Source organism: Streptococcus suis S735 (genome assembly GCF_000294495.1).
GTDB classification, from domain to species: Bacteria; Bacillota; Bacilli; order Lactobacillales; family Streptococcaceae; genus Streptococcus; species Streptococcus suis.
The window spans coordinates 73,060-97,448 of sequence record NC_018526.1; the positions used below are offsets into that span (position 1 = coordinate 73,060).

Annotated in this window: 31 protein-coding genes, 13 tRNA genes, 3 rRNA genes and 3 pseudogenes; 48 read left to right on the plus strand and 2 right to left on the minus strand. The window is 42.6% G+C overall.

What is annotated here, in order from left to right; all coding sequences use genetic code 11:
• Positions 1–24: 24 nt before the first annotated feature.
• The 44 genes from rplD (at position 25) to YYK_RS00660 (ending at position 21,715) form a co-directional block, all read left to right on the plus strand.
• Positions 25–648, plus strand: a complete 624-nt coding sequence (gene rplD, locus YYK_RS00435; RefSeq protein ID WP_004195490.1) for a 50S ribosomal protein L4 — start codon at positions 25–27, stop codon at positions 646–648.
• The gene (locus YYK_RS00440) at positions 648–947 is read left to right on the plus strand and encodes a 50S ribosomal protein L23 (RefSeq protein WP_004195491.1); all 300 of its coding nucleotides are present in this window, start codon (positions 648–650) and stop codon (positions 945–947) included. Before rplD ends, YYK_RS00440 begins: the two co-directional genes overlap by 1 nt.
• A 17-nt stretch (positions 948–964) precedes the next feature.
• Complete coding sequence (rplB, locus tag YYK_RS00445; protein ID WP_002936663.1) at positions 965–1,798, plus strand: 50S ribosomal protein L2; 834 nt, start codon at positions 965–967, stop codon at positions 1,796–1,798.
• Between the two features lie 250 nt (positions 1,799–2,048).
• Positions 2,049–2,330, plus strand: coding sequence for a 30S ribosomal protein S19 (rpsS, locus tag YYK_RS00450; protein WP_000533766.1), 282 nt, complete (start codon positions 2,049–2,051; stop codon positions 2,328–2,330).
• A gap of 17 nt (positions 2,331–2,347) precedes the next feature.
• Entirely contained in the window at positions 2,348–2,692 is a 345-nt protein-coding gene (rplV, locus tag YYK_RS00455) for a 50S ribosomal protein L22 (protein ID WP_002936662.1), read from the plus strand.
• Between the two features lie 12 nt (positions 2,693–2,704).
• Entirely contained in the window at positions 2,705–3,358 is a 654-nt protein-coding gene (gene rpsC, locus YYK_RS00460) for a 30S ribosomal protein S3 (protein WP_002936661.1), read from the plus strand.
• A gap of 3 nt (positions 3,359–3,361) precedes the next feature.
• Positions 3,362–3,775 (plus strand): 50S ribosomal protein L16, encoded by a 414-nt coding sequence (rplP, locus tag YYK_RS00465; RefSeq protein ID WP_002936660.1) that lies wholly within the window; start codon positions 3,362–3,364, stop codon positions 3,773–3,775.
• A gap of 9 nt (positions 3,776–3,784) precedes the next feature.
• Positions 3,785–3,991: a 50S ribosomal protein L29 gene (gene rpmC, locus YYK_RS00470; RefSeq protein ID WP_014917172.1), complete on the plus strand. Its 207-nt coding sequence runs from the start codon at positions 3,785–3,787 to the stop codon at positions 3,989–3,991.
• A gap of 23 nt (positions 3,992–4,014) precedes the next feature.
• A complete protein-coding gene (gene rpsQ / locus YYK_RS00475) occupies positions 4,015–4,275 on the plus strand; it encodes a 30S ribosomal protein S17 (protein ID WP_000440801.1) in 261 nt (86 codons plus the stop codon).
• A gap of 24 nt (positions 4,276–4,299) precedes the next feature.
• Positions 4,300–4,668, plus strand: coding sequence for a 50S ribosomal protein L14 (gene rplN / locus YYK_RS00480; RefSeq protein WP_002936658.1), 369 nt, complete (start codon positions 4,300–4,302; stop codon positions 4,666–4,668).
• A gap of 138 nt (positions 4,669–4,806) precedes the next feature.
• Entirely contained in the window at positions 4,807–5,112 is a 306-nt protein-coding gene (gene rplX, locus YYK_RS00485; RefSeq protein ID WP_011921687.1) for a 50S ribosomal protein L24, read from the plus strand.
• A gap of 23 nt (positions 5,113–5,135) precedes the next feature.
• Positions 5,136–5,678, plus strand: a complete 543-nt coding sequence (gene rplE, locus YYK_RS00490; protein ID WP_002936653.1) for a 50S ribosomal protein L5 — start codon at positions 5,136–5,138, stop codon at positions 5,676–5,678.
• A 14-nt stretch (positions 5,679–5,692) separates the two neighbouring features.
• On the plus strand, positions 5,693–5,878 hold the full coding sequence (locus tag YYK_RS00495) for a type Z 30S ribosomal protein S14 (protein WP_002936651.1): 186 nt from the start codon (positions 5,693–5,695) through the stop codon (positions 5,876–5,878).
• Between the two features lie 336 nt (positions 5,879–6,214).
• The gene (gene rpsH, locus YYK_RS00505) at positions 6,215–6,613 is read left to right on the plus strand and encodes a 30S ribosomal protein S8 (protein ID WP_014917173.1); all 399 of its coding nucleotides are present in this window, start codon (positions 6,215–6,217) and stop codon (positions 6,611–6,613) included.
• A 465-nt stretch (positions 6,614–7,078) separates the two neighbouring features.
• Positions 7,079–7,615: a 50S ribosomal protein L6 gene (rplF, locus tag YYK_RS00515; RefSeq protein ID WP_004195502.1), complete on the plus strand. Its 537-nt coding sequence runs from the start codon at positions 7,079–7,081 to the stop codon at positions 7,613–7,615.
• Between the two features lie 88 nt (positions 7,616–7,703).
• On the plus strand, positions 7,704–8,060 hold the full coding sequence (gene rplR / locus YYK_RS00520; RefSeq protein WP_002936641.1) for a 50S ribosomal protein L18: 357 nt from the start codon (positions 7,704–7,706) through the stop codon (positions 8,058–8,060).
• Positions 8,061–8,078: 18 nt separating this feature from the next.
• Positions 8,079–8,573 carry a 30S ribosomal protein S5 gene (gene rpsE, locus YYK_RS00525; RefSeq protein ID WP_002936639.1) on the plus strand — a complete coding sequence of 165 codons (495 nt, stop codon included), beginning with the start codon at positions 8,079–8,081 and terminating at the stop codon, positions 8,571–8,573.
• A gap of 14 nt (positions 8,574–8,587) precedes the next feature.
• On the plus strand, positions 8,588–8,770 hold the full coding sequence (gene rpmD, locus YYK_RS00530) for a 50S ribosomal protein L30 (RefSeq protein WP_002936638.1): 183 nt from the start codon (positions 8,588–8,590) through the stop codon (positions 8,768–8,770).
• Positions 8,771–8,905: 135 nt separating this feature from the next.
• Positions 8,906–9,346 (plus strand): 50S ribosomal protein L15, encoded by a 441-nt coding sequence (gene rplO / locus YYK_RS00535; protein ID WP_002936637.1) that lies wholly within the window; start codon positions 8,906–8,908, stop codon positions 9,344–9,346.
• Between the two features lie 13 nt (positions 9,347–9,359).
• A complete protein-coding gene (gene secY, locus YYK_RS00540) occupies positions 9,360–10,670 on the plus strand; it encodes a preprotein translocase subunit SecY (RefSeq protein ID WP_002936636.1) in 1,311 nt (436 codons plus the stop codon).
• Positions 10,671–10,763: 93 nt separating this feature from the next.
• Positions 10,764–11,405: an adenylate kinase gene (locus YYK_RS00545; RefSeq protein ID WP_002936630.1), complete on the plus strand. Its 642-nt coding sequence runs from the start codon at positions 10,764–10,766 to the stop codon at positions 11,403–11,405.
• Positions 11,406–11,526: 121 nt separating this feature from the next.
• Positions 11,527–11,745 (plus strand): translation initiation factor IF-1, encoded by a 219-nt coding sequence (gene infA / locus YYK_RS00550; RefSeq protein WP_002936627.1) that lies wholly within the window; start codon positions 11,527–11,529, stop codon positions 11,743–11,745.
• A 24-nt stretch (positions 11,746–11,769) separates the two neighbouring features.
• The gene (gene rpmJ / locus YYK_RS00555; protein ID WP_001808836.1) at positions 11,770–11,886 is read left to right on the plus strand and encodes a 50S ribosomal protein L36; all 117 of its coding nucleotides are present in this window, start codon (positions 11,770–11,772) and stop codon (positions 11,884–11,886) included.
• Positions 11,887–11,905: 19 nt separating this feature from the next.
• On the plus strand, positions 11,906–12,271 hold the full coding sequence (rpsM, locus tag YYK_RS00560; RefSeq protein WP_002936622.1) for a 30S ribosomal protein S13: 366 nt from the start codon (positions 11,906–11,908) through the stop codon (positions 12,269–12,271).
• A gap of 17 nt (positions 12,272–12,288) precedes the next feature.
• Positions 12,289–12,672, plus strand: a complete 384-nt coding sequence (gene rpsK, locus YYK_RS00565; RefSeq protein ID WP_004195509.1) for a 30S ribosomal protein S11 — start codon at positions 12,289–12,291, stop codon at positions 12,670–12,672.
• A 44-nt stretch (positions 12,673–12,716) separates the two neighbouring features.
• Positions 12,717–13,655 carry a DNA-directed RNA polymerase subunit alpha gene (locus YYK_RS00570; protein WP_011921691.1) on the plus strand — a complete coding sequence of 313 codons (939 nt, stop codon included), beginning with the start codon at positions 12,717–12,719 and terminating at the stop codon, positions 13,653–13,655.
• 14 nt (positions 13,656–13,669) lie between these two features.
• Positions 13,670–14,056, plus strand: coding sequence for a 50S ribosomal protein L17 (rplQ, locus tag YYK_RS00575; RefSeq protein ID WP_012774898.1), 387 nt, complete (start codon positions 13,670–13,672; stop codon positions 14,054–14,056).
• Between the two features lie 643 nt (positions 14,057–14,699).
• Positions 14,700–16,248: ribosomal RNA gene (locus YYK_RS00580) — 16S ribosomal RNA — on the plus strand.
• Between the two features lie 53 nt (positions 16,249–16,301).
• Positions 16,302–16,374 (plus strand) — tRNA-Ala (locus tag YYK_RS00585).
• A 279-nt stretch (positions 16,375–16,653) separates the two neighbouring features.
• Positions 16,654–19,557 (plus strand): 23S ribosomal RNA (locus tag YYK_RS00590).
• A gap of 86 nt (positions 19,558–19,643) precedes the next feature.
• A 5S ribosomal RNA gene (rrf, locus tag YYK_RS00595) occupies positions 19,644–19,759 on the plus strand.
• Together the 16S, 23S and 5S rRNA genes with 13 tRNA genes alongside form the textbook arrangement of a ribosomal RNA operon.
• A 5-nt stretch (positions 19,760–19,764) precedes the next feature.
• Positions 19,765–19,837 (plus strand) — tRNA-Val (locus tag YYK_RS00600).
• Between the two features lie 5 nt (positions 19,838–19,842).
• Positions 19,843–19,913 (plus strand) — tRNA-Gly (locus YYK_RS00605).
• Between the two features lie 30 nt (positions 19,914–19,943).
• A tRNA-Ile gene (locus YYK_RS00610) sits at positions 19,944–20,017 on the plus strand.
• Between the two features lie 6 nt (positions 20,018–20,023).
• Positions 20,024–20,095: transfer RNA gene (locus YYK_RS00615), tRNA-Glu, on the plus strand.
• 8 nt (positions 20,096–20,103) lie between these two features.
• Positions 20,104–20,193: transfer RNA gene (locus tag YYK_RS00620), tRNA-Ser, on the plus strand.
• Between the two features lie 9 nt (positions 20,194–20,202).
• Positions 20,203–20,276: transfer RNA gene (locus tag YYK_RS00625), tRNA-Met, on the plus strand.
• A gap of 15 nt (positions 20,277–20,291) precedes the next feature.
• A tRNA-Phe gene (locus YYK_RS00630) sits at positions 20,292–20,364 on the plus strand.
• Positions 20,365–20,384: 20 nt separating this feature from the next.
• Positions 20,385–20,465: transfer RNA gene (locus tag YYK_RS00635), tRNA-Tyr, on the plus strand.
• A gap of 7 nt (positions 20,466–20,472) precedes the next feature.
• Positions 20,473–20,543, plus strand: a tRNA-Trp gene (locus YYK_RS00640).
• 7 nt (positions 20,544–20,550) lie between these two features.
• Positions 20,551–20,623 (plus strand) — tRNA-His (locus tag YYK_RS00645).
• Positions 20,624–20,634: 11 nt separating this feature from the next.
• Positions 20,635–20,706: transfer RNA gene (locus tag YYK_RS00650), tRNA-Gln, on the plus strand.
• Positions 20,707–20,717: 11 nt separating this feature from the next.
• Positions 20,718–20,801, plus strand: a tRNA-Leu gene (locus YYK_RS00655).
• A 131-nt stretch (positions 20,802–20,932) separates the two neighbouring features.
• Positions 20,933–21,715, plus strand: a complete 783-nt coding sequence (locus tag YYK_RS00660; RefSeq protein ID WP_014917174.1) for a DUF2971 domain-containing protein — start codon at positions 20,933–20,935, stop codon at positions 21,713–21,715.
• Here the strand turns inward: YYK_RS00660 and YYK_RS10110 are convergent.
• Positions 21,712–21,984, minus strand: a pseudogene (locus tag YYK_RS10110) (tyrosine-type recombinase/integrase); the annotation flags it as partial. The gene YYK_RS00660 and the pseudogene YYK_RS10110 sit on opposite strands and share 4 nt — an antisense overlap.
• On the opposite strand from YYK_RS10110, the pseudogene YYK_RS10115 reads away from it, so the two are divergent.
• Positions 21,983–22,081 (plus strand): annotated as a pseudogene (locus YYK_RS10115) (IS982 family transposase); the annotation flags it as partial. The pseudogenes YYK_RS10110 and YYK_RS10115 sit on opposite strands and share 2 nt — an antisense overlap.
• A gap of 8 nt (positions 22,082–22,089) precedes the next feature.
• Here the strand turns inward: YYK_RS10115 and YYK_RS10510 are convergent.
• A pseudogene (locus YYK_RS10510) lies at positions 22,090–22,227 on the minus strand (site-specific integrase); the annotation flags it as partial.
• A 208-nt stretch (positions 22,228–22,435) separates the two neighbouring features.
• On the opposite strand from YYK_RS10510, the gene YYK_RS00670 reads away from it, so the two are divergent.
• From YYK_RS00670 to YYK_RS00680, 3 genes are read left to right on the plus strand one after another with little or no spacing between them, the layout of a single operon-like run.
• Positions 22,436–22,879: a zinc-dependent MarR family transcriptional regulator gene (locus YYK_RS00670; protein WP_012774904.1), complete on the plus strand. Its 444-nt coding sequence runs from the start codon at positions 22,436–22,438 to the stop codon at positions 22,877–22,879.
• Entirely contained in the window at positions 22,880–23,584 is a 705-nt protein-coding gene (locus YYK_RS00675; RefSeq protein WP_002936595.1) for a metal ABC transporter ATP-binding protein, read from the plus strand.
• Positions 23,577–24,389 carry a metal ABC transporter permease gene (locus tag YYK_RS00680; protein ID WP_002936593.1) on the plus strand — a complete coding sequence of 271 codons (813 nt, stop codon included), beginning with the start codon at positions 23,577–23,579 and terminating at the stop codon, positions 24,387–24,389. Before YYK_RS00675 ends, YYK_RS00680 begins: the two co-directional genes overlap by 8 nt.

Genomic DNA, 24,389 nt, shown 5'->3' on the forward strand with positions numbered 1-24,389 from the left:
TAAGGAAAGGGGAAATCAGTCGAAATGGCAAACGTAACATTATTTGACCAAACTGGTAAACAAGCTGGTGAAGTAGTTCTTAACGATGCGATCTTTGGTATCGAGCCAAACCAAGCAGTTGTATTTGATGTGATCATCAGCCAACGTGCTAGCCTTCGTCAAGGTACTCACGCAGTTAAAAACCGTTCAGCAGTCTCAGGTGGCGGACGCAAACCATGGCGTCAAAAAGGAACTGGACGTGCTCGTCAAGGTTCTATCCGTTCACCACAATGGCGTGGCGGTGGCGTAGTCTTCGGACCAACTCCACGTTCATACGCGTACAAACTTCCACAAAAAGTTCGTCGCTTGGCACTTAAATCTGTTTACTCAGAAAAAGTTGCTGAAAACAAATTTGTAGCTGTTAACTCACTTGAATTCACAGCTCCAAAAACTGCTGAATTTGCAAAAGTACTTGCAGCATTGAGCATTGATTCTAAAGTCCTTGTTATTCTTGAAGAAGGCAACGAATTCGCAGCTCTCTCTGCTCGTAACATCCCAGGAGTTAAAGTTGCAACTGCAACAACTGCAAGCGTACTTGACATCGCAAATGCAGACAAACTTCTTGTAACTCAAGCAGCTATCTCTAAAATTGAGGAGGTTCTTGCATAATGAATTTGTATGATGTTATCAAAAAACCTGTCATCACAGAAAGCTCAATGGGCCAACTCGAAGCAGGCAAGTATGTATTTGAAGTTGACACTCGTGCACACAAACTCTTGATCAAGCAAGCTGTTGAAGCTGCATTCGAGGGTGTTAAAGTTGCAAATGTTAACACAATCAACGTGAAACCTAAAACAAAACGCGTAGGTCGTTATGTAGGTCGCACAAACAAAGTGAAAAAAGCAATCATCACATTGGCTGCTGATTCAAAAGCGATCGAATTGTTCGCTACAGCTGACGCTGAATAATCAAAGGAGGAATTAACGTGGGTATTAAAGTTTATAAACCAACGACAAATGGCCGTCGTAACATGACTTCTTTGGACTTCGCTGAAATCACAACAAGCACTCCAGAAAAAAGCTTGCTTGTTGCTTTGAAGAGCAAAGCTGGTCGTAACAACAACGGTCGCATCACTGTTCGTCACCAAGGTGGCGGTCACAAACGTTTCTACCGTTTGGTAGACTTCAAACGTAACAAAGATGGCGTTGAAGCAATCGTTAAAACTATCGAATACGATCCAAACCGTTCAGCAAACATCGCTCTTGTACACTACACAGACGGTGTTAAAGCTTACATCATTGCTCCTAAAGGTCTTGAAGTTGGTCAACGCATCGTTTCAGGTCCAGAAGCAGATATCAAAGTTGGTAACGCACTTCCACTTGCAAACATCCCAGTCGGTACTGTTGTTCACAACATCGAGTTGAAACCAGGTCGCGGTGGTGAGTTGGTTCGTGCTGCTGGTGCATCTGCACAGGTTCTTGGTCAAGAAGGTAAATACGTTCTTGTTCGCCTTCAATCAGGTGAAGTTCGTATGATCCTTGGTACTTGCCGTGCTACTGTTGGCACTGTAGGTAACGAACAACATGGCCTTGTTAACCTTGGTAAAGCAGGTCGTAGCCGTTGGAAAGGTATCCGTCCAACAGTTCGCGGTTCTGTAATGAACCCTAACGATCACCCACACGGTGGTGGTGAAGGTAAAGCACCAGTTGGTCGTAAAGCACCATCTACACCATGGGGTAAACCAGCTCTTGGTTTGAAAACTCGTAACAAGAAAGCTAAATCTGACAAACTTATCGTTCGTCGTCGCAACCAAAAATAATCTATTCTTAGTTACATAGCATTCTATATCATCCGCCAACTCGGTAGGGTTTGTTATGGACTGACTATTCCAGCACCTCAGTTTGATTGAAATGCCAGTTTGACGCAGTGGTTGATTGCAGTTTCTAGTAGCTTAGCTACGTCGAAACTTCTAATCAACTGTGCGGGGGCAGGACAACGAACACGGTAACTGGGGTTCTGTCCATCTCCCAAGCCGCTGTGGTACATATTTTAAAGGAGAAAACACTAAAATGGGACGTAGTCTTAAAAAAGGACCTTTCGTCGATGAGCATTTGATGAAAAAAGTTGAAGCTCAAGCAAATGACGAAAAGAAAAAAGTAATTAAAACTTGGTCACGTCGTTCAACGATCTTCCCAAGTTTCATCGGTTATACAATCGCAGTTTACGATGGACGTAAACACGTACCTGTATACATTCAAGAAGACATGGTAGGTCACAAACTTGGTGAATTTGCACCAACTCGTACTTACAAAGGTCATGCTGCTGACGACAAGAAAACTCGTCGTAAATAATTTAGGAGGAAAACACAATGGCAGAAATTACTTCAGCTAAAGCAACTGCTCGCACAGTACGTGTTTCACCTCGTAAATCACGTCTTGTCTTGGATAACATCCGTGGCAAAAGCGTAGCAGACGCAATCGCAATCTTGAAATTCACACCAAACAAAGCTGCAGGCATTATCGAGGGAGTTTTGAACTCAGCAATCGCTAACGCTGAAAACAACTTTGGTTTGGAAAAAGCTAACTTGGTAGTCAGCGAAGCATTCGCAAACGAAGGACCAACGTTGAAACGTTTCCGTCCACGTGCGAAAGGTTCTGCTTCACCAATTAACAAACGCACAGCTCATATCACTGTAGTTGTGGCAGAGAAATAAGGAGGTAAAAACGTGGGTCAAAAAGTACATCCAATTGGTATGCGTGTTGGCATCATCCGTGATTGGGATGCTAAATGGTATGCTGAAAAAGAATACGCGGATTACCTTCATGAAGATCTTGCAATCCGCAACTTTATCAAAAAAGAATTGGCTGATGCGTCAACATCAACAATCGAAATCGAACGTGCTGTAAATAAAGTAATCGTTTCTATCCACACTGCTAAACCAGGTATGGTTATCGGTAAAGCTGGTAGCAACGTTGATGCGCTTCGTGCTCAATTGAACAAATTGACTGGTAAGCAAGTACACATCAACATCATCGAAATCAAACAACCTGATTTGGATGCACACCTTGTTGGTGAGTCAATCGCTCGTCAATTGGAGCAACGTGTGGCATTCCGCCGTGCTCAAAAACAAGCTATCCAACGTGCAATGCGCGCTGGTGCAAAAGGTATCAAAACACAAGTTTCTGGTCGTTTGAACGGTGCGGATATTGCCCGTGCAGAAGGCTACTCAGAAGGAACTGTTCCTCTTCATACACTTCGTGCGGATATCGACTACGCTTGGGAAGAAGCTTTGACAACTTACGGTAAACTTGGTGTTAAAGTATGGATCTACCGTGGTGAAGTTCTTCCAGCTCGTAAAAACACTAAAGGAGGTAAATAACAAATGTTAGTACCTAAACGTGTAAAACACCGTCGTGAATTCCGTGGAAAAATGCGCGGTGAAGCTAAAGGTGGAAAACAAGTAGACTTTGGTCAATACGGTCTTCAAGCAACTACTAGCTCATGGATTACAAACCGCCAAATCGAAGCTGCCCGTATCGCTATGACGCGTTACATGAAACGTGGTGGTAAAGTTTGGATTAAGATCTTCCCACACAAATCATACACTGCTAAAGCTATCGGTGTACGTATGGGTTCTGGTAAAGGTGCTCCTGAAGGTTGGGTAGCTCCAGTTAAACGCGGTAAGGTTATGTTTGAAGTAGCTGGCGTTTCTGAAGAAATCGCTCGCGAAGCATTCCGCCTTGCTGGTCACAAATTGCCAGTTAAAGTTAAATTCGTAAAACGTGAAGCAGAATAAGGAGAAGACATGAAACTTCAAGAAATTAAAGATTTTGTAAAAGAACTTCGTGGCCTTTCTCAAGAAGAACTTGCTAAGAAAGAAAACGAATTGAAGAAAGAACTCTTCGAACTTCGTTTCCAAGCTGCTGCTGGTCAACTTGAGCAAACTGCTCGTTTGAACGCAGTGAAGAAACAAATTGCGCGTATCAAAACTGTGCAATCTGAAACTAAATAATAGATTGGGAAAGGAGAATTTCAATGGAACGCAATAATCGTAAAGTTCTTGTTGGACGCGTAGTATCTGACAAAATGGACAAAACAATCACAGTTGTAGTTGAAACTAAACGTAACCACCCAGTCTATGGTAAACGTATTAACTACTCTAAAAAGTACAAAGCTCATGATGAAAACAATGTTGCTAAAGAAGGCGATATCGTTCGTATCATGGAAACTCGCCCACTTTCAGCTACAAAACGTTTCCGTCTTGTAGAAGTTGTGGAAGAGGCAGTTATCATTTAATCAACCTGAAAGGAGAAAATTGACATGATTCAAACAGAAACTCGTTTGAAAGTTGCTGACAACAGTGGCGCACGTGAAATCTTGACAATCAAAGTTCTTGGTGGTTCAGGACGTAAATTCGCGAACATCGGCGACATCATCGTTGCTTCAGTAAAACAAGCTACTCCTGGTGGTGCGGTTAAAAAAGGTGACGTTGTTAAAGCCGTTATCGTTCGTACTAAGACAGGTGCTCGTCGTGCTGATGGTTCATACATCAAATTCGATGAGAATGCTGCAGTTATCATCCGTGAAGACAAAAACCCTCGCGGAACTCGTATCTTTGGCCCAGTGGCACGCGAATTGCGTGATGGCGGTTTCATGAAAATCGTTTCATTGGCACCAGAAGTACTTTAATCAAATAGTTTTAGGAAATTTGTTACAAACTAACGAAGTCTGTGACGGGTTTAGTAAACTAGAAAACAAACTAAGTCCCCTGGTTAAATCACTAACCAGGGTGCCCATTAGGGCGTAAGAAATTATAGGAGAAATCAAATGTTTGTAAAAAAAGGCGATAAAGTTCGCGTAATCGCTGGTAAAGACAAAGGCGTTGAAGCAGTTGTCGTAACAGCACTTCCAAAAGTAAACAAAGTTATTGTTGAAGGTGTTAACATCGTTAAGAAACACCAAAAATCAAACAGCGAAAACCCTCAAGGCGCTATCGTTGAAAAAGAAGCTCCAATCCATGTGTCAAACGTTCAAGTTCTTGACAAAAATGGTGTTGCAGGACGCGTTGGTTACAAGTTTGTAGACGGCAAAAAAGTTCGCTACAACAAAAAATCAGGCGAAGTGCTTGATTAATCACGAAGGAAAGGAGAAGTATAATGGCAAATCGTTTAAAAGAAAAATATCTTAATGAAGTAGTTCCTGCTTTGACTGAACAATTTAACTATTCTTCAGTTATGGCTGTGCCAAAAGTTGATAAGATCGTTTTGAACATGGGTGTTGGTGACGCTGTTTCTAACGCTAAAAACCTTGAGAAAGCTGCTCAAGAATTGGCTTTGATCTCAGGTCAAAAACCACTTATCACTAAAGCTAAGAAATCAATCGCCGGCTTCCGTCTTCGTGAGGGTGTTGCGATCGGTGCGAAAGTAACTCTTCGTGGCGAACGTATGTATGAATTCTTGGACAAATTGGTTACAGTTTCACTTCCACGTGTACGTGACTTCCACGGTGTACCAACTAAGTCATTTGACGGACGTGGTAACTACACACTTGGTGTGAAAGAGCAATTGATCTTCCCAGAAATCAACTTCGACGATGTTGATAAAACTCGCGGTATGGATATCGTTATCGTTACAACTGCTAACACTGACGAAGAATCACGTGCATTGCTTACTGGCCTTGGTATGCCGTTTGCAAAATAAGAGGGAGAGAATAAATGGCTAAAAAATCAATGATCGCTAAGAACAAACGCCCAGCTAAGTTCTCTACACAAGCTTACACACGCTGTGAAAAATGTGGACGTCCACACTCAGTTTACCGCAAATTCAAATTGTGCCGTGTATGCTTCCGCGACTTGGCTTACCTTGGACAAATTCCTGGCGTAACAAAAGCTTCTTGGTAAGATAAGATGTGAGAGCGTTTAGCAACCAACGCAAAGATAGGAGATTTTACGACGAAGTTTACTTCTAGGAAAATCTATCTTCTTTGCTAAGCTTGTAGCTCGAACTCAATTAAAACATGATACTAAGGGCGTGACGGACAAAGTGAAAATAGGAACTCTAGCGAAGAACGCTTGCGTTCTAGATAGAGTTATCTTTTTCACACAGGCCGTAGCCCGAGTTCAAATGTTAGGATGCAATAGCATCATACTAGCAAATTCAAACTTTGCATTGCCTATCAGGCACACATTAACTAGCAAGTGATCTAATCAAACTGCTAGTAAGAGGAGAAACAACAAATGGTTATGACTGACCCAATTGCAGATTTTTTGACACGTATTCGTAACGCTAACCAAGCAAAACACGAAGTGCTTGAAGTACCTGCATCAAACATCAAAAAAGGTATTGCTAAAATCCTTAAAAACGAAGGTTTTGTAAAAAACGTTGAATTCATCGAAGATGACAAACAAGGCATCATCCGTGTATTCTTGAAATACGGACCAAACGGTGAAAAAGTTATCACAAATTTGAAACGCGTTTCAAAACCAGGTCTTCGTGTTTACTCAAAACGTGAAGATATTCCTAAAGTTCTTAACGGACTTGGTATCGCAATCATCTCAACATCAGAAGGTCTTTTGACTGACAAACAAGCTCGTCAAAAGAACGTTGGTGGTGAGGTTATCGCATACGTTTGGTAATCTTTTAGCTTCCAATTTCGTCATGTGCCTGTGTTAGAGCGTCTTGACATACTCAAGTATGGTCTGCGTCGCTCTGCCTTGTCACATTTAGAAATTGAAACCTAAAAGCATGATACAAATGCGAGAGGACCAGTTCTTCGTGCGTGTTCAAATCTGACTTACTGATTATTTGGTATCATGCAACCAAACTAGAACAAGATTCACTAATTGAACACGCCTACAACTCTTTGAAAAAAGTGAAAAGTGTTTCAGAAATCCTTACCTTGTTCGTCGTAAACGTCTGAACTTTCTCTGGCCTTCGGTCAGGAAAGTCCTAGTCGTTCTGACGAGGGTGCGTCTGCGAAATCAAAGACTTCGGACTTACCGCTTATTTTTCTTCGAGTTGCTTAACGGCTTTGTATCTTGTTCACCCCGTGAAAACTAGTCGCTTGACGGCTTGATAATTTAACAGGAGAATTAAAAAATATGTCACGTATTGGTAATAAAGTAATTACATTGCCTGCTGGTGTTGAGCTTGCTCAAAACAACGGCGTGGTAACTGTAAAAGGACCTAAAGGGGAATTGACTCGTGAATTCCCAACTGCTATTGAAATCCGTGTGGAAGGTGCAGAAGTAACTCTTCACCGTCCAAACGATTCAAAAGAAATGAAGACTATTCACGGTACTAGCCGTGCTAACCTCAACAACATGGTTGTTGGTGTTTCTGAAGGCTTCAAAAAAGAACTTGAAATGCGTGGTGTCGGTTACCGTGCTCAATTGGCTGGTAACAAATTGACACTTGCTGTTGGTAAATCACATCCAGATGAAGTGGTTGCACCAGAAGGTATCACATTTGAAGTTCCAACACCAACACAAATTGTCGTGTCTGGTATCAACAAAGAAGTTGTTGGTCAAACAGCAGCTTACATCCGTAGCCTTCGCGCTCCTGAGCCATACAAAGGGAAAGGTATCCGCTACGTTGGTGAATTCGTTCGCCGTAAAGAAGGTAAAACAGGTAAATAATAGCTTGCTGAGGTGGCTGGACCACCTGGCTGACTATTTCTCAAATTGTTTCGTAAGAAACAGAATCATACATTAAGAGGTGAATATTGTGATTTCAAAACCAGATAAAAACAAAATCCGCCAAAAACGCCACCGTCGCGTTCGCGGTAAAATCTCTGGAACTGCTGCTCGCCCACGTTTGAACATTTTCCGTTCTAATACAGGCATCTACGCTCAAGTGATTGATGACGTAGCGGGTGTAACGCTCGCAAGCGCTTCTACTCTTGATAAAGAAGTTTCAAAAGGTACTAAGACAGAACAAGCTGTTGTTGTAGGTAAACTCGTTGCTGAACGCGCGGTAGCTAAAGGTATTTCTGAAGTGGTCTTTGACCGCGGTGGATATCTCTATCACGGACGTGTGAAAGCTTTGGCTGAATCAGCTCGTGAAAACGGATTGAAATTCTAATAGGGAGGACACTAAGAAATGGCATTCAAAGATAACGCAGTTGAAATTGAAGAACGCGTAGTAGCCATCAACCGTGTTACAAAAGTTGTTAAAGGTGGACGTCGTCTTCGTTTTGCAGCTCTTGTGGTTGTTGGTGACCGTAACGGTCGCGTAGGTTTCGGTACTGGTAAAGCTCAAGAAGTACCAGAAGCTATCCGTAAAGCAGTTGAATCTGCTAAGAAAAACATGATTGAAGTACCAATGGTTGGTACAACAATCCCTCACGAAGTTCGCTCAGAATTTGGCGGCGCTCGTGTATTGTTGAAACCTGCTTCAGAAGGTTCTGGGGTTGCTGCCGGTGGTGCAACTCGTGCCGTAATCGAATTGGCAGGTATCGCAGATGTGACTTCTAAGTCACTTGGTTCAAACACACCAATCAACATCGTTCGCGCAACAGTTGAAGGTTTGAAACAATTGAAACGTGCTGAAGAAGTGGCTGCACTTCGTGGCATCTCAGTTTCTGATTTAGCATAAGAAAGGAGATACTCATGGCTCAAATTAAAATCACTTTGACTAAGTCTCCAATCGGTCGCAAACCAGAACAACGTAAAACAGTTGTTGCACTTGGACTTGGTAAATTGAACTCTTCAGTTGTTAAGGAAGATAACCCAGCTATCCTTGGTATGGTGAACGCTATCTCTCACTTGGTAACTGTAGAAGAAGTTAAATAATCTAACAAATAGACTAAGTCGCATAGAGAAATCTTTGCGACTTCTAGTCCATTTTACATATTTACATACAGCGAGTTTGTGGAGGAAGACTCTTGTACTTCACAGGCGCTAGCATATAAAAGAGGAGAAATAATAATGAAACTTCATGAATTACAACCTGCTACAGGTTCTCGTAAAGTCCGCAACCGTGTAGGTCGTGGTACATCATCAGGTAACGGTAAAACATCTGGCCGTGGTCAAAAAGGTCAAAAAGCTCGTAGCGGTGGCGGTGTCCGCCCAGGTTTTGAAGGTGGACAAACTCCATTGTTCCGTCGTCTTCCAAAACGTGGATTTACAAATATCAACGCTAAAGAGTACGCAATCGTTAACCTTGATCAATTGAACGCTTTTGAAGATGGTGCAGAAGTAACACCAGTTGTGCTTATCGAAGCTGGAATCGTTAAAGCTGAAAAATCAGGAATTAAAATTCTTGGTAACGGTGAATTGACGAAGAAATTGACAGTTAAAGCTGCTAAATTCTCTAAATCAGCTGAAGAAGCAATCACTTCTAAAGGTGGCTCAGTAGAAGTCATCTAAGAGGTGGCAGCCTATGTTTTTTAAACTTTTAAAAGATGCCTTAAAGGTAAAATTGGTACGTAGTAAAATTCTATTTACTATCTTTATCCTTTTTGTCTTCCGCGTAGGAACCCACATTACAGTACCAGGAGTAAACGCAAAGAGTCTTGAGGCCTTGTCAAACCTTCCGTTCTTGAACATGTTGAGTTTGGTTTCAGGAAATGCTATGCGTAATTTCTCAGTTTTCGCACTAGGTGTTAGTCCTTATATTACAGCTTCCATCATTGTTCAACTTTTACAAATGGATATTTTACCTAAATTTGTTGAATGGGGTAAGCAAGGTGAAGTTGGTCGTCGTAAACTAAATCAAGCAACACGCTACATTTCTTTGGTACTGGCATTTGTTCAATCGATTGGTATTACAGCAGGCTTTAATGCTTTGTCCGGTGCAAAATTGACCAATATGCCATTAAATTGGCAAACATATTTGTTGATTGGAGCGATTTTGACAACAGGTTCGATTATTGTAACCTGGCTGGGGGAACAGATTTCTGAAAAGGGCTATGGTAATGGTACATCAATGATCATCTTTGCAGGAATTATTTCATCGTTACCAGGAACTTTTCACGAGATTTACATTGATCGCTTTGTTAATATTGAATCAAGTCGTTTGGGGGAATCAGCAATCTTTGTTGCTGCACTCGTCGTATTAATATTCTTTGTTGTGTATTTTACAACTTTTGTACAACAAGCAGAATATAAATTACCAATTCAATATACAAAACGTGCACAAGGAGCACCTTCTAGCTCATATTTACCCCTGAAATTGAATCCAGCAGGAGTTATTCCCGTAATCTTTGCAGGCTCAATCACTGCAGTTCCAACTTCTTTGATTCAATATTTCGCAAGTCAAAATAAGAGTGCCGGGTGGTTATTGACGGTTCAGGAATACTTTGATTATTCAACTGCTAAAGGTATGATTGTATATGCAGGTTTAATTATTGCCTTTACATTCTTCTACACCTTTGTTCAAGTAAATCCTGAGAAGACTGCAGAAAGCCTTCAGAAAAGTGCAGCCTATATCCATGGAGTTCGTCCTGGTAATGGCACTGAACAGTTTTTGTCAAAATTATTGACAAGATTGGCAGTAATCGGTGCACTCTTCTTGAGTTTTGTAGCTTTGCTGCCTATCCTTGCGCAAAATCTCTTTGGGCTTTCTTCAAGCATTGCGTTCCTTGGTACAAGTTTGATTATCGTAATCTCTACAAGTATCGAAGGCATCAAGCAATTAGAAGGCTACCTTCTTAAGAGAAAATATGTAGGTTTCTTAGAAATTACAGAATAGAATATAGGTTGACCTAGTCAACCTTCTATTTTGTTTTTAGATAAGTTTGTCAATAATGGCAAATTTATGTGAAAACAAAATAAGGAGTTTGTCATGAATCTTTTAATTATGGGTTTACCAGGTGCTGGTAAAGGGACACAAGCGGCCAAGATTGTTGAGAAATTCAATGTTGCTCATATCTCAACAGGAGATATGTTCCGTGCAGCAATGGCCAATCAGACTGAAATGGGTATTCTTGCCAAGTCGTACATTGATAAGGGTGACCTCGTTCCCGATGAAGTTACTAATGGCATTGTCAAAGAACGTTTGGTTCAGGATGACATCAAGGAAAAAGGCTTTTTGCTTGATGGCTATCCTCGTACGATTGAACAAGCCCATGCCTTGGATGAAAATTTGGCTGACTTAGGAATTGAGTTGCAAGGTGTTATCAATATTGAGATTGATCCTTCAAAATTGGTAGAGCGTCTCAGCGGTCGTATTATTCATAAAGAAACTGGAGAGACTTTCCACAAAGTATTCAATCCACCTGTTGGAGACTACAAAGAGGAAGACTTCTATCAACGTGAAGATGACAAGCCAGAATCTGTCAAACGTCGTTTAGAGGTCAATATCGCACAAGGACAGCCAATCATTGATCATTATCGTGCAAAAGGGCTGGTCCATGATATTGAAGGTGACCAAGACATTGACCTTGTTTTCCAAGCAATTGATACAGTACTATCAAAATTGCAATAAACTAATAGATTTGGCTTGCATTTTTTATACAAAGATGATAAAATAGTCTAGTCTGACTTATAATTGTTACCTCTGTGTTCAGAGGACATCAAATCGATATTTAGAGAGGGGTTACTTTTGCATGGCAAAAGAAGATGTGATTGAAATTGAAGGCAAAGTAGTCGATACAATGCCAAATGCTATGTTTACTGTTGAGTTGGAGAATGGACACCAAGTCCTTGCAACTGTTTCAGGTAAAATCCGTAAAAACTACATTCGTATTTTGGTCGGTGACCGCGTAACTGTTGAGCTTAGTCCATACGACTTGACACGTGGACGTATCACATACCGCTTTAAATAGTCGAAATACTTGGAGGGATTAAACATGAAAGTAAGACCATCGGTCAAACCAATTTGCGAATACTGCAAAGTTATTCGTCGTAATGGTCGTGTTATGGTGATTTGCCCAGCAAACCCTAAACACAAGCAACGTCAAGGTTAAGAAATAGAAAGGAGAAAACATGGCTCGTATTGCTGGAGTTGACATTCCAAATGACAAACGTGTAGTTATTTCATTAACTTATGTTTATGGTATCGGTCTTGCAACATCTAAAAAAATTCTTGCAGCTGCAGGTATTTCAGAAGATGTACGCGTGAAAGATTTGACATCAGATCAAGAAGATGCTATTCGTCGTGAAGTTGATGCAATCAAAGTTGAAGGTGACCTCCGTCGTGAAGTTAACTTGAACATCAAACGTTTGATGGAAATCGGTTCATACCGTGGTATCCGTCACCGTCGTGGACTTCCTGTCCGTGGACAAAACACTAAAAACAATGCCCGCACTCGTAAAGGTAAAGCTGTTGCGATCGCAGGTAAGAAAAAATAAAATAGGAGGTAGAAAAATTGGCTAAACCAACACGTAAACGTCGTGTGAAAAAGAATATCGAATCTGGTATTGCACATATTCACGCAACATTTAATAACACTATTGTTATGATTACTGATGTGCATGGTAACGCTATTGCTTGGTCATCAGCTGGTGCTCTTGGTTTCAAAGGTTCTCGTAAATCTACACCATTCGCGGCTCAAATGGCTTCAGAAGCTGCTGCTAAATCTGCACAAGAACACGGTCTTAAAACAGTTGAAGTTACCGTTAAAGGCCCAGGTTCAGGTCGTGAGTCTGCTATCCGCGCTCTTGCTGCCGCTGGTCTTGAAGTAACAGCAATTCGTGATGTGACTCCTGTACCACACAATGGTGCTCGTCCTCCAAAACGTCGCCGTGTATAATCATACATTCCATACACAGCTTTTCGTTTAAGAGGGAGTAAGAAATGATTGAGTTTGAAAAACCAACAATAACAAAAATTGATGAAAATAAAGATTACGGCAGATTTGTAATCGAACCATTAGAACGTGGTTACGGTACAACTCTTGGTAACTCTCTTCGTCGTGTACTTCTTGCCTCACTTCCAGGTGCTGCAGTAACATCGATTAAAATTGATGGTGTACTCCACGAATTCGACACAGTTCCAGGTGTTCGTGAAGATGTTATGCAAATTATTCTTAACATCAAAGGCATTGCTGTAAAATCTTATGTCGAAGACGAAAAGAAAATTGAACTTGATGTAGTAGGTCCAGCTGAAGTAACAGCAGGAGACATTCTTACAGATAGTGACATTGAAATTGTAAACCCTGACCATTATCTCTTTACCATTGCTGATGGTGCCACTTTTAAAGCTGTTTTGACTGTCAATTCAGGTCGTGGTTATGTACCAGCTGAGGATAATAAGAAAGATGATGCACCAGTGGGAACACTTGCTGTAGATTCTATCTATACGCCAGTGAAGAAAGTCAATTATCAAGTTGAACCAGCTCGTGTTGGTAGCAACGATGGTTTTGACAAATTAACACTTGAAATCAACACAAATGGCACCATTATTCCAGAAGATGCTTTAGGTCTTTCTGCACGTATTTTGATGGAGCACTTAGGTCTCTTCACTGACTTGACTGAAGTTGCAAAATCTGCAGAAGTGATGAAAGAAGCTGAAGTGGCTTCAGATGATCGTATGCTTGATCGTACGATTGAAGAATTGGATCTATCTGTTCGCTCATATAACTGTCTGAAACGTGCAGGCATTAACACTGTATTCGACTTGACAGAGAAAACTGAGCCAGAAATGATGAAAGTGCGCAATCTTGGTCGCAAGAGTCTTGAAGAAGTTAAAGTTAAATTGGCTGATCTTGGTCTAGGATTGAAAAAAGATAAATAATATAGGAGGAAATCATGGCATACCGTAAACTAGGACGCACTAGCTCACAACGTAAAGCAATGTTGCGCGATTTGACAACTGACCTTTTGATCAACGAATCAATCGTTACAACTGAAGCTCGTGCTAAAGAAATCCGTAAAACAGTTGAAAAAATGATCACACTTGGTAAACGTGGTGATTTGCACGCACGTCGTCAAGCAGCAGCATTTGTTCGTAACGAAATTGCATCTGAAAACTATGATGAAGCAACTGATAAGTACACTTCTGCTACAGCACTTCAAAAATTGTTCTCTGAAATTGCACCTCGTTATGCAGAACGTAATGGTGGATATACTCGTATCCTCAAAACTGAACCACGTCGTGGTGATGCTGCACCAATGGCAATTATCGAACTTGTATAAGATCATCAATTTTGTTGAGTGTTATGATGATGGAATCCTATTCTGATTCTTAGTCTAGCTCTGGTCTACCGCTGAGCTTGTCTCAGCGGTAACACTCATCATGTTGATTGGACGCTTGTTTACGAAATTACTCTAAGATAGAATAATTTCGTAAGCAGGCGTTTTTATTTTACTCAAAAATTTTGATATACTGGAGGCATACGAAGAAAATATACAATCTCCGATTAGTATGCCTCTCAGTTTTTCGCCAAATTTCATAAAAAAATCCAAAAAACCGGTTGACAATGTATATAAGTCGTGATAGAATAAATGAGTTGTCTCTTGAGGGACTAGTTAACAGAGGAACGAAAAAAGTTTCGAAAAAGTGTTGACAAGACCATCAGAAGATGATAGACTAATGGAGTTGTCTCTTGAGGGACTGGTTAACAGAGGAACGAAAAAAAGTTTCAAAAAAGTGTTGACAAAGTTCACAAGAAATGATAAACTAAGATAGTTGTCGCGAGAGCGCGATAACGACAAGACCTTTGAAAATTAAAGAAGACGAACCAAACGTGCAGGGTGATTTATCTAAAGATAAATCGTCAATGACAAAACAAAACAATAAAACGGAAAGCTAGCAATAGCTTGAGTTTGAATCAAAACTTTTTATGAGAGTTTGATCCTGGCTCAGGACGAACGCTGGCGGCGTGCCTAATACATGCAAGTAGAACGCTGAAGTCTGGTGCTTGCACTAGACGGATGAGTTGCGAACGGGTGAGTAACGCGTAGGTAACCTGCCTCATAGCGGGGGATAACTATTGGAAACGATAGCTAATACCGCATAACAGTATTTACCGCATGGTAGATATTTGAAAGGAGCAATTGCTTCACTATGAGATGGACCTGCGTTGTATTAGCTAGTTGGTGAGGTAACGGCTCACCAAGGCTTCGATACATAGCCGACCTGAGAGGGTGATCGGCCACACTGGGACTGAGACACGGCCCAGACTCCTACGGGAGGCAGCAGTAGGGAATCTTCGGCAATGGGGGCAACCCTGACCGAGCAACGCCGCGTGAGTGAAGAAGGTTTTCGGATCGTAAAGCTCTGTTGTAAGAGAAGAACTGTGAGAAGAGTGGAAAGTTTCTCACTTGACGGTATCTTACCAGAAAGGGACGGCTAACTACGTGCCAGCAGCCGCGGTAATACGTAGGTCCCGAGCGTTGTCCGGATTTATTGGGCGTAAAGCGAGCGCAGGCGGTTTGATAAGTCTGAAGTAAAAGGCTGTGGCTTAACCATAGTACGCTTTGGAAACTGTCAAACTTGAGTGCAGAAGGGGAGAGTGGAATTCCATGTGTAGCGGTGAAATGCGTAGATATATGGAGGAACACCGGTGGCGAAAGCGGCTCTCTGGTCTGTAACTGACGCTGAGGCTCGAAAGCGTGGGGAGCGAACAGGATTAGATACCCTGGTAGTCCACGCCGTAAACGATGAGTGCTAGGTGTTGGGTCCTTTCCGGGACTCAGTGCCGCAGCTAACGCATTAAGCACTCCGCCTGGGGAGTACGACCGCAAGGTTGAAACTCAAAGGAATTGACGGGGGCCCGCACAAGCGGTGGAGCATGTGGTTTAATTCGAAGCAACGCGAAGAACCTTACCAGGTCTTGACATCCCGATGACCGCCCTAGAGATAGGGTTTCTCTTCGGAGCATCGGTGACAGGTGGTGCATGGTTGTCGTCAGCTCGTGTCGTGAGATGTTGGGTTAAGTCCCGCAACGAGCGCAACCCCTATTGTTAGTTGCCATCATTCAGTTGGGCACTCTAGCGAGACTGCCGGTAATAAACCGGAGGAAGGTGGGGATGACGTCAAATCATCATGCCCCTTATGACCTGGGCTACACACGTGCTACAATGGCTGGTACAACGAGTCGCAAGTCGGTGACGGCAAGCTAATCTCTTAAAGCCAGTCTCAGTTCGGATTGTAGGCTGCAACTCGCCTACATGAAGTCGGAATCGCTAGTAATCGCGGATCAGCACGCCGCGGTGAATACGTTCCCGGGCCTTGTACACACCGCCCGTCACACCACGAGAGTTTGTAACACCCGAAGTCGGTGAGGTAACCTTTTAGGAGCCAGCCGCCTAAGGTGGGATAGATGATTGGGGTGAAGTCGTAACAAGGTAGCCGTATCGGAAGGTGCGGCTGGATCACCTCCTTTCTAAGGAAATGGAAACCTGTACGTCAGTCTTCTTTAATTTTGAGAGGTCTTGTGGGGCCTTAGCTCAGCTGGGAGAGCGCCTGCTTTGCACGCAGGAGGTCAGCGGTTCGATCCCGCTAGGCTCCATTAACAACGGAAGTTGTTAAGATTTTGTCCATTGAAAATTGAATATCTATCAAACATTCCTAAACGTATGTAAAAGTACGTATAGAAATAGTAACAAGAAAATAAACCGAAAACGCTGTGAATATTTAATGAGTTTTCTAATTTTTGAAAAAATTAGGTTAAAACAAGTTACGAAGACGTTAAGGAAAACGTATGATTTTAGGAAATCATCGCAGTAGTCTAAGGACTACAAGAGGATTTGTCTAAATCACTAGTTTTCTAGTCTGAGTACGATTATAAGGTTAAGTTAATAAGGGCGCACGGTGGATGCCTTGGCACTAGAAGCCGATGAAGGACGTGACTAACGACGAAATGCCTTGGGGAGCTGTAAGTAAGCAATGATCCAGGGATGTCCGAATGGGGGAACCCGGCAGGTAATGCCTGTCACTCACTACTGTTAAGGTAGTGAAGAGGAAGACGCAGTGAACTGAAACATCTAAGTAGCTGCAGGAAGAGAAAGCAAAAGCGATTGCCTTAGTAGCGGCGAGCGAAACGGCAGGAGGGCAAACCGAGGAGTTTACTCCTCGGGGTTGTAGGACTGCAATGTGGACTTAAAGAGTATAGAAGAACTACCTGGGAAGGTAGGCCAAAGAGAGTAATAGCCTCGTATTTAAAATATTTTTTATACCTAGCAGTATCCTGAGTACGGCGAGACACGCGAAATCTCGTCGGAATCCGGGAGGACCATCTCCCAACCCTAAATACTCTCTAGTGACCGATAGTGAACCAGTACCGTGAGGGAAAGGTGAAAAGTACCCCGGAAGGGGAGTGAAATAGAACCTGAAACCGTGTGCCTACAACAAGTTCGAGCCCGTTAATGGGTGAGAGCGTGCCTTTTGTAGAATGAACCGGCGAGTTACGATATGATGCGAGGTTAAGTTGAAGAGACGGAGCCGTAGGGAAACCGAGTCTTAATAGGGCGGATTAGTATTATGTCGTAGACCCGAAACCATGTGACCTACCCATGAGCAGGTTGAAGGTGCGGTAAGACGCACTGGAGGACCGAACCAGGGCACGTTGAAAAGTGCTTGGATGACTTGTGGGTAGCGGAGAAATTCCAAACGAACTTGGAGATAGCTGGTTCTCTCCGAAATAGCTTTAGGGCTAGCGTCGACATTTGAGAATCTTGGAGGTAGAGCACTGTTTGGATGAGGGGGCCATCTCGGTTTACTGATTTCAGATAAACTCCGAATGCCAATGATTTATGGTCGGCAGTCAGACTGCGAGTGCTAAGATCCGTAGTCGAAAGGGAAACAGCCCAGACCACCAGCTAAGGTCCCAAAATAATTGTTAAGTGGAAAAGGATGTGGGGTTGCACAGACAACTAGGATGTTAGCTTAGAAGCAGCTATTCATTCAAAGAGTGCGTAATAGCTCACTAGTCGAGTGACCCTGCGCCGAAAATGTACCGGGGCTAAAACAATTTACCGAAGCTGTGGATAACACTTTAGTGTTATGGTAGGAGAGCGTTCTATGTGTGAAGAAGGTATACCGTGAGGAGTGCTGGAACGCATAGAAGTGAGAATGCCGGTATGAGTAGCGAAAGATGGGTGAGAATCCCATCCACCGTAAGACTAAGGTTTCCAGGGGAAGGCTCGTCCGCCCTGGGTTAGTCGGGACCTAAGGAGAGACCGAAGGGTGTATCCGATGGACAACAGGTTGATATTCCTGTACTAGAGTATGAAGTGATGGAGGGACGCAGTAGGCTAACTAAAGCGGGCGATTGGAAGTGCCCGTCTAAGCAGTGAGGTGTGATATGAGTCAAATGCTTGTATCTGTAACATTGAGCTGTGATGGGGAGCGAAGTTAAGTAGCGAAGTTAGTGACGTCACACTGCCGAGAAAAGCTTCTAGCGATGTATCATACTCTACCCGTACCGCAAACCGACACAGGTAGTCGAGGCGAGTAGCCTCAGGTGAGCGAGAGAACTCTCGTTAAGGAACTCGGCAAAATGACCCCGTAACTTCGGGAGAAGGGGTGCTGGCTTAAAGTCAGCCGCAGTGAATAGGCCCAAGCAACTGTTTATCAAAAACACAGCTCTCTGCTAAATCGTAAGATGATGTATAGGGGGTGACGCCTGCCCGGTGCTGGAAGGTTAAGAGGAGGGTTTAGCGCAAGCGAAGATCTGAATTGAAGCCCCAGTAAACGGCGGCCGTAACTATAACGGTCCTAAGGTAGCGAAATTCCTTGTCGGGTAAGTTCCGACCCGCACGAAAGGCGTAATGATTTGGGCACTGTCTCAACGAGAGACTCGGTGAAATTTTAGTACCTGTGAAGATGCAGGTTACCCGCGACAGGACGGAAAGACCCCATGGAGCTTTACTGCAGTTTGATATTGAGTATCTGTACCACATGTACAGGATAGGTAGGAGCCTACGAAGTCGGGACGCCAGTTTCGACTGAGGCGCTGTTGGGATACTACCCTTGTGTTATGGCTACTCTAACCCGGATAGGTTATCCCTATCGGAGACAGTGTCTGACGGGCAGTTTGACTGGGGCGGTCGCCTCCTAAAAGGTAACGGAGGCGCCCAAAGGTTCCCTCAGAATGGTTGGAAATCATTCGCAGAGTGTAAAGGTATAAGGGAGCTTGACTGCGAGAGCTACAACTCGAGCAGGGACGAAAGTCGGGCTTAGTGATCCGGTGGTTCCGTATGGAAGGGCCATCGCTCAACGGATAAAAGCTACCCTGGGGATAACAGGCTTATCTCCCCCAAGAGTTCACATCGACGGGGAGGTTTGGCACCTCGATGTCGGCTCGTCGCATCCTGGGGCTGTAGTCGGTCCCAAGGGTTGGGCTGTTCGCCCATTAAAGCGGCACGCGAGCTGGGTTCAGAACGTCGTGAGACAGTTCGGTCCCTATCCGTCGCGGGCGTAGGAAATTTGAGAGGATCTGCTCCTAGTACGAGAGGACCAGAGTGGACTTACCGCTGGTGTACCAGTTGTCTTGCCAAAGGCATCGCTGGGTAGCTATGTAGGGACGGGATAAACGCTGAAAGCATCTAAGTGTGAAACCCACCTCAAGATGAGATTTCCCATAACTTTATGTTAGTAAGAGCCCTGAGAGATGATCAGGTAGATAGGTTGGAAGTGGAAGTGTGGCGACACATGTAGCGGACCAATACTAATCGCTCGAGGACTTATCCAAAGAAATAAACTAGAGTCAATATTGACAAGCGATCGGTTTCTTGTTAGAATATAGATATTCAATTTTGAGTTGACAAGACTCAGTAGTTAAGTGACGATAGCCTAGGAGATACACCTGTACCCATGCCGAACACAGCAGTTAAGCCCTAGAACGCCTGAAGTAGTTGGGGGTTGCCCCCTGTTAGATACGGTAGTCGCTTAGCAAATTGGGAGTTTAGCTCAGCTGGGAGAGCATCTGCCTTACAAGCAGAGGGTCAGCGGTTCGATCCCGTTAACTCCCATATAAGCGGGTGTAGTTTAGTGGTAAAACTACAGCCTTCCAAGCTGTTGTCGCGAGTTCGATTCTCGTCACCCGCTTTGAACATAGTTCATACCCAAACTTGGTTTGGGCGCGTAGCTCAGATGGTTAGAGCGCACGCCTGATAAGCGTGAGGTCGGTGGTTCGATTCCACTCGTGCCCATTATATGGTCCGTTGGTCAAGGGGTTAAGACACCGCCTTTTCACGGCGGTAACACGGGTTCGAATCCCGTACGGACTATATTATTCGGAGGATTACCCAAGTCCGGCTGAAGGGAACGGTCTTGAAAACCGTCAGGCGTATAAAAGCGTGCGTGGGTTCGAATCCCACATCCTCCTTACTATTATCGCGGGATGGAGCAGCTAGGTAGCTCGTCGGGCTCATAACCCGAAGGTCGTAGGTTCAAATCCTGCTCCCGCAATTTCTTTAAGAATTTGGCTCGGTAGCTCAGTTGGTAGAGCAATGGATTGAAGCTCCATGTGTCGGCGGTTCGATTCCGTCTCGCGCCATTAATTTAATATTATATTTCGGAGAGATAGCGAAGAGGCTAAACGCGGCGGACTGTAAATCCGCTCCTTCGGGTTCGGGGGTTCGAATCCCTCTCTCTCCATACCTTTACGGGCATAGTTTAAAGGTAGAACTAAGGTCTCCAAAACCTTCAGTGTGGGTTCAATTCCTACTGCCCGTGTTATATGGCGGGTGTGGTGAAGTGGTTAACACATCAGATTGTGGCTCTGACATTCGGGGGTTCGATTCCCCTCACTCGCCTATTTTAATATTGGGGTATCGCCAAGCGGTAAGGCAAGGGACTTTGACTCCCTCATGCGTTGGTTCGAATCCAGCTACCCCAGTTCAACTATATGCCGGCGTGGCGGAATTGGCAGACGCGCTGGACTCAAAATCCAGTGTCCGCAAGGACGTGCCGGTTCGACCCCGGCCGCCGGTATAGTTTAAAAGACAAGGTTTCTAAGCCTTGTCTTTTTGTTTTGAGGTTATAAAATTTTCAGTTGAGTTACTAAAAATTACTTAATGTTTTGTTGTATAATAAGTTATATAAGCAAGAGGAGGAGCCATTATATGAAGACACTTTATCATTATACAACAGTTGAAACATTGCTTCTGATATTAAATTATAAAACATTGAGATTCAAAAGTTTACTTTATGTTGACGATCCATTAGAACCTTCAACTTCAGACTTTGGTAATCTAGGTGGATTTAAGTATGTGTCTTGTTGGACTGATACTCCTAATAGTATTCCACAATGGACAATGTATTCTGATAATATGACAGGAGTGTGTATAGGAATTAGTTTTGACAAAGAAACTGATGTCTTTTTAACGGAAAAATTTTCTTTATCTGAATCTTCTGAACCAATTGATATGGTAAATGCATTACATCCTTTAAAATCAGGCTTATTAGTTACAAATAATAAATATGTGCCTTCTTTGGAACAAATAAGGTATACTGATGATATTTCATTGATCACTCCTCGAGTAGTTTCTTCAGATGATAAATCCACAACTATTAATTTAGCTTCAAATGGTATCTATAAGACAACTGATTGGAGTTTTCAAAATGAGCAAAGATTTTCTTTTCAAATTTTTCCATTACCAATAGATTTAGTTTTGGAATTAATGAATGCAAATAAAGGAGATTTGACTGAAATAATTAATAGTTTTATTTCTGTTAAACCTAAAGAATACTTTGATTTAGATTTAAATCCGACTATATTCAGTAATATGACAATTACGTTTGGTAAAAGATGCTCTGCTGAAGATAAGTTGAAAGTATCAAAATTTTTAGAGGATAATAAATTCCATATTCCTTTATTTGATAGTACTGTAAATATAAAGCCTTAAATTAGGTCATCTAATTTATCTGCTAAATCTTTTTGCTTGCTTGGATACAAGTGAGAATAGGTATCGATTGAAGTTGTTATAAAAGCGTGTCCTAGCCTTTCTTTCACAACTAAATAATCTTCCCCTCGATTTATCAATAGAGAAGCGTGTGAGTGCCTAAAATCATGTATGCGTATCTTTTTAAGAGCCGCATCACGTTCAAGAATTTTTTTGTACTGCTTTTCTATTGAATTTTTTGTAATCGTAATGGGACTACTTTGAAACACTGACATCGAACAGACATTAGCTAGAGGGCTGGCTGGACTACAGTTACGAATTGAACAAATTATTCTGGCTCATAACTTACGCTATTTTGAAATGAACTAGCACCACGGGTGGCTTATACCTTTATTAACGTATACAGACTTTGTGATATGAATTGTATTGCTCGAAAGGTCAATGTCTTGCCATGTTAGTGCGAGTGCTTCTCTAAGTCTTAGATCTGTAAAGAATAGGACTGTAAAGAGTAATTTTTATTTACCATTTTCAACTAAACTCTTTAATTCTAAATGTACTTTATTGTTCTCAAGTTCTACCTTATTTTTTCGTCTCAGTCTAGTTTCTAGTTCTCGAGTCAGACTAGTACTTACTTTGAGAATTTAGCTTTTAAATATTTTCCTTGTTTTTTTGTTTTCTATGTGGTATACTTAACAAGTTAATTAAAAGGTTAAGGGGATGCCTATGAATCGTATTGCATTAGAAATTGAGAAGTACCTGCACGAGATTGTTTTGAGTTCGGAGAATCAATTAGAGATTTTGGTTGGTTCTTGTCAAAGCACGGTGAAGTTGACGAATACGCAGGAGCATATTTTGATGCTTATTGAAAAGGCTGCATATACTAATACTGAGATTGCTAAGGAGTTGAATGTTAGTCAGGCTGCGATCACGAAGGCTACAAAGTCATTAGTTGCTCAGGGGTTATTGGTGGCGGTTAGAGATGATAAGGATGCTCGTATTGTTCGCTTTAGTTTGACTGAGGCTGCTAAGCCTATTGCTGCAGAGCATGCTCATCATCACGCGCATACCTTGGAAGCTTATGAAGAGCTTTTGGAAAATTATAGTCTTGAAGAGCAGGAGTCAATTGCTCGATTCTTAAGTGAGTTAGTGGAGAAGATTAGAAAATAGATGAGATATATTACTGTGGAAGACTTGTCGTTTTACTACGACAAAGAACCGGTTTTAGAACATATTCATTATTATCTTGATAGTGGGGAATTTGTGACTTTGACTGGTGAGAATGGCGCAGCCAAGACAACCCTCATTAAGGCGACTTTGGGGATATTGAAGCCCAAACAAGGGAAGGTTTCTATTGCTGAGAAGAGTATAAAGGGGAAGAAGTTGAGAATGGCCTATTTACCTCAGCAAATTGCAAGTTTTAATGCTGGTTTTCCGAGCACGGTTTACGAATTTGTAAAATCAGGGCGTTATCCTCGACAAGGTTGGTTTCGTCGTTTGACAGCTCATGATGAGGAACATGTTCGGATTAGTTTGGAATCAGTTGGAATGTGGGAACATCGGGATAAGCGCTTAGGTGCTTTGAGTGGTGGGCAGAAGCAGCGTGCGGTCATTGCGCGTATGTTTGCCTCTGATCCAGATATTTTTATTCTGGATGAACCGACAACAGGGATGGATGCAGGGACCAAGGATGCTTTTTACCAACTCATGCACCATTCGGCTAAGAAGCATGGAAAGTCGGTTTTGATGATAACTCATGATCCTGATGAGCTGAATAAGTATGCTGATCGAAACATTCACTTGGTTCGTGATCAGCAGTCTCCTTGGCGTTGTTTCAATGTTCATGAAGCGGATGAGGAGGTTGCCCATGTTTGATCTATCTGTATTTCATTATGACTTTATGCAGCGTGCTTTCCTGGCAATCATTGCGATGAGTCTGTTCTCGCCCATTTTGGGGGTCTTCTTGATACTCAGGCGGCAAAGTTTGATGTCGGATACTCTTAGTCATGTTTCGTTGGCGGGGGTTGCATTTGGTTTGGTATTGGGGATTTCACCAACGCTTTCGACTGTTCTTGTCGTTATTGTGGCAGCTGTATTTTTAGAGTATTTGCGGACAATTTACAAGAATTTTATGGAAATTGGGACGGCTATCCTCATGTCGACTGGTTTGGCTATTTCGCTCATTGTCATGAATAAATCTGGTGGGAAATCAGGGCTTAGCCTGGAACAATATCTGTTTGGTTCGATTGTGACGATTAGTCAGGAGCAGGTAATTGCTTTGTTTACGATTGCTGTGATTGTCATCGTGCTGACATTGTTGTTTTTACGTCCGATGTATATTCTTACCTTTGACGAGGATACGGCATTTGTAGATGGGTTACCTGTGCGAGCAATGTCCATTGCCTTCAATGTGGTGACTGGTGTCGCCATTGCCTTAATGATTCCTGCGGCAGGTGCTTTGCTGGTTTCAACAATTATGGTTTTGCCTGCTTCTATTGCATTGCGACTTGGTAAGAGCTTTAAAGCTGTTATCTTTACTGGGATGGGTATTGGCTTTTTTGGAATGGTTATGGGGTTGCTGACTTCTTACTATGCAGAAACCCCAGCGAGTGCAAGTATTACCTTGATTTTCATTAGTATTTTCTTACTGGTGAATGTTGTTCAAAAATTTAAAAAATAA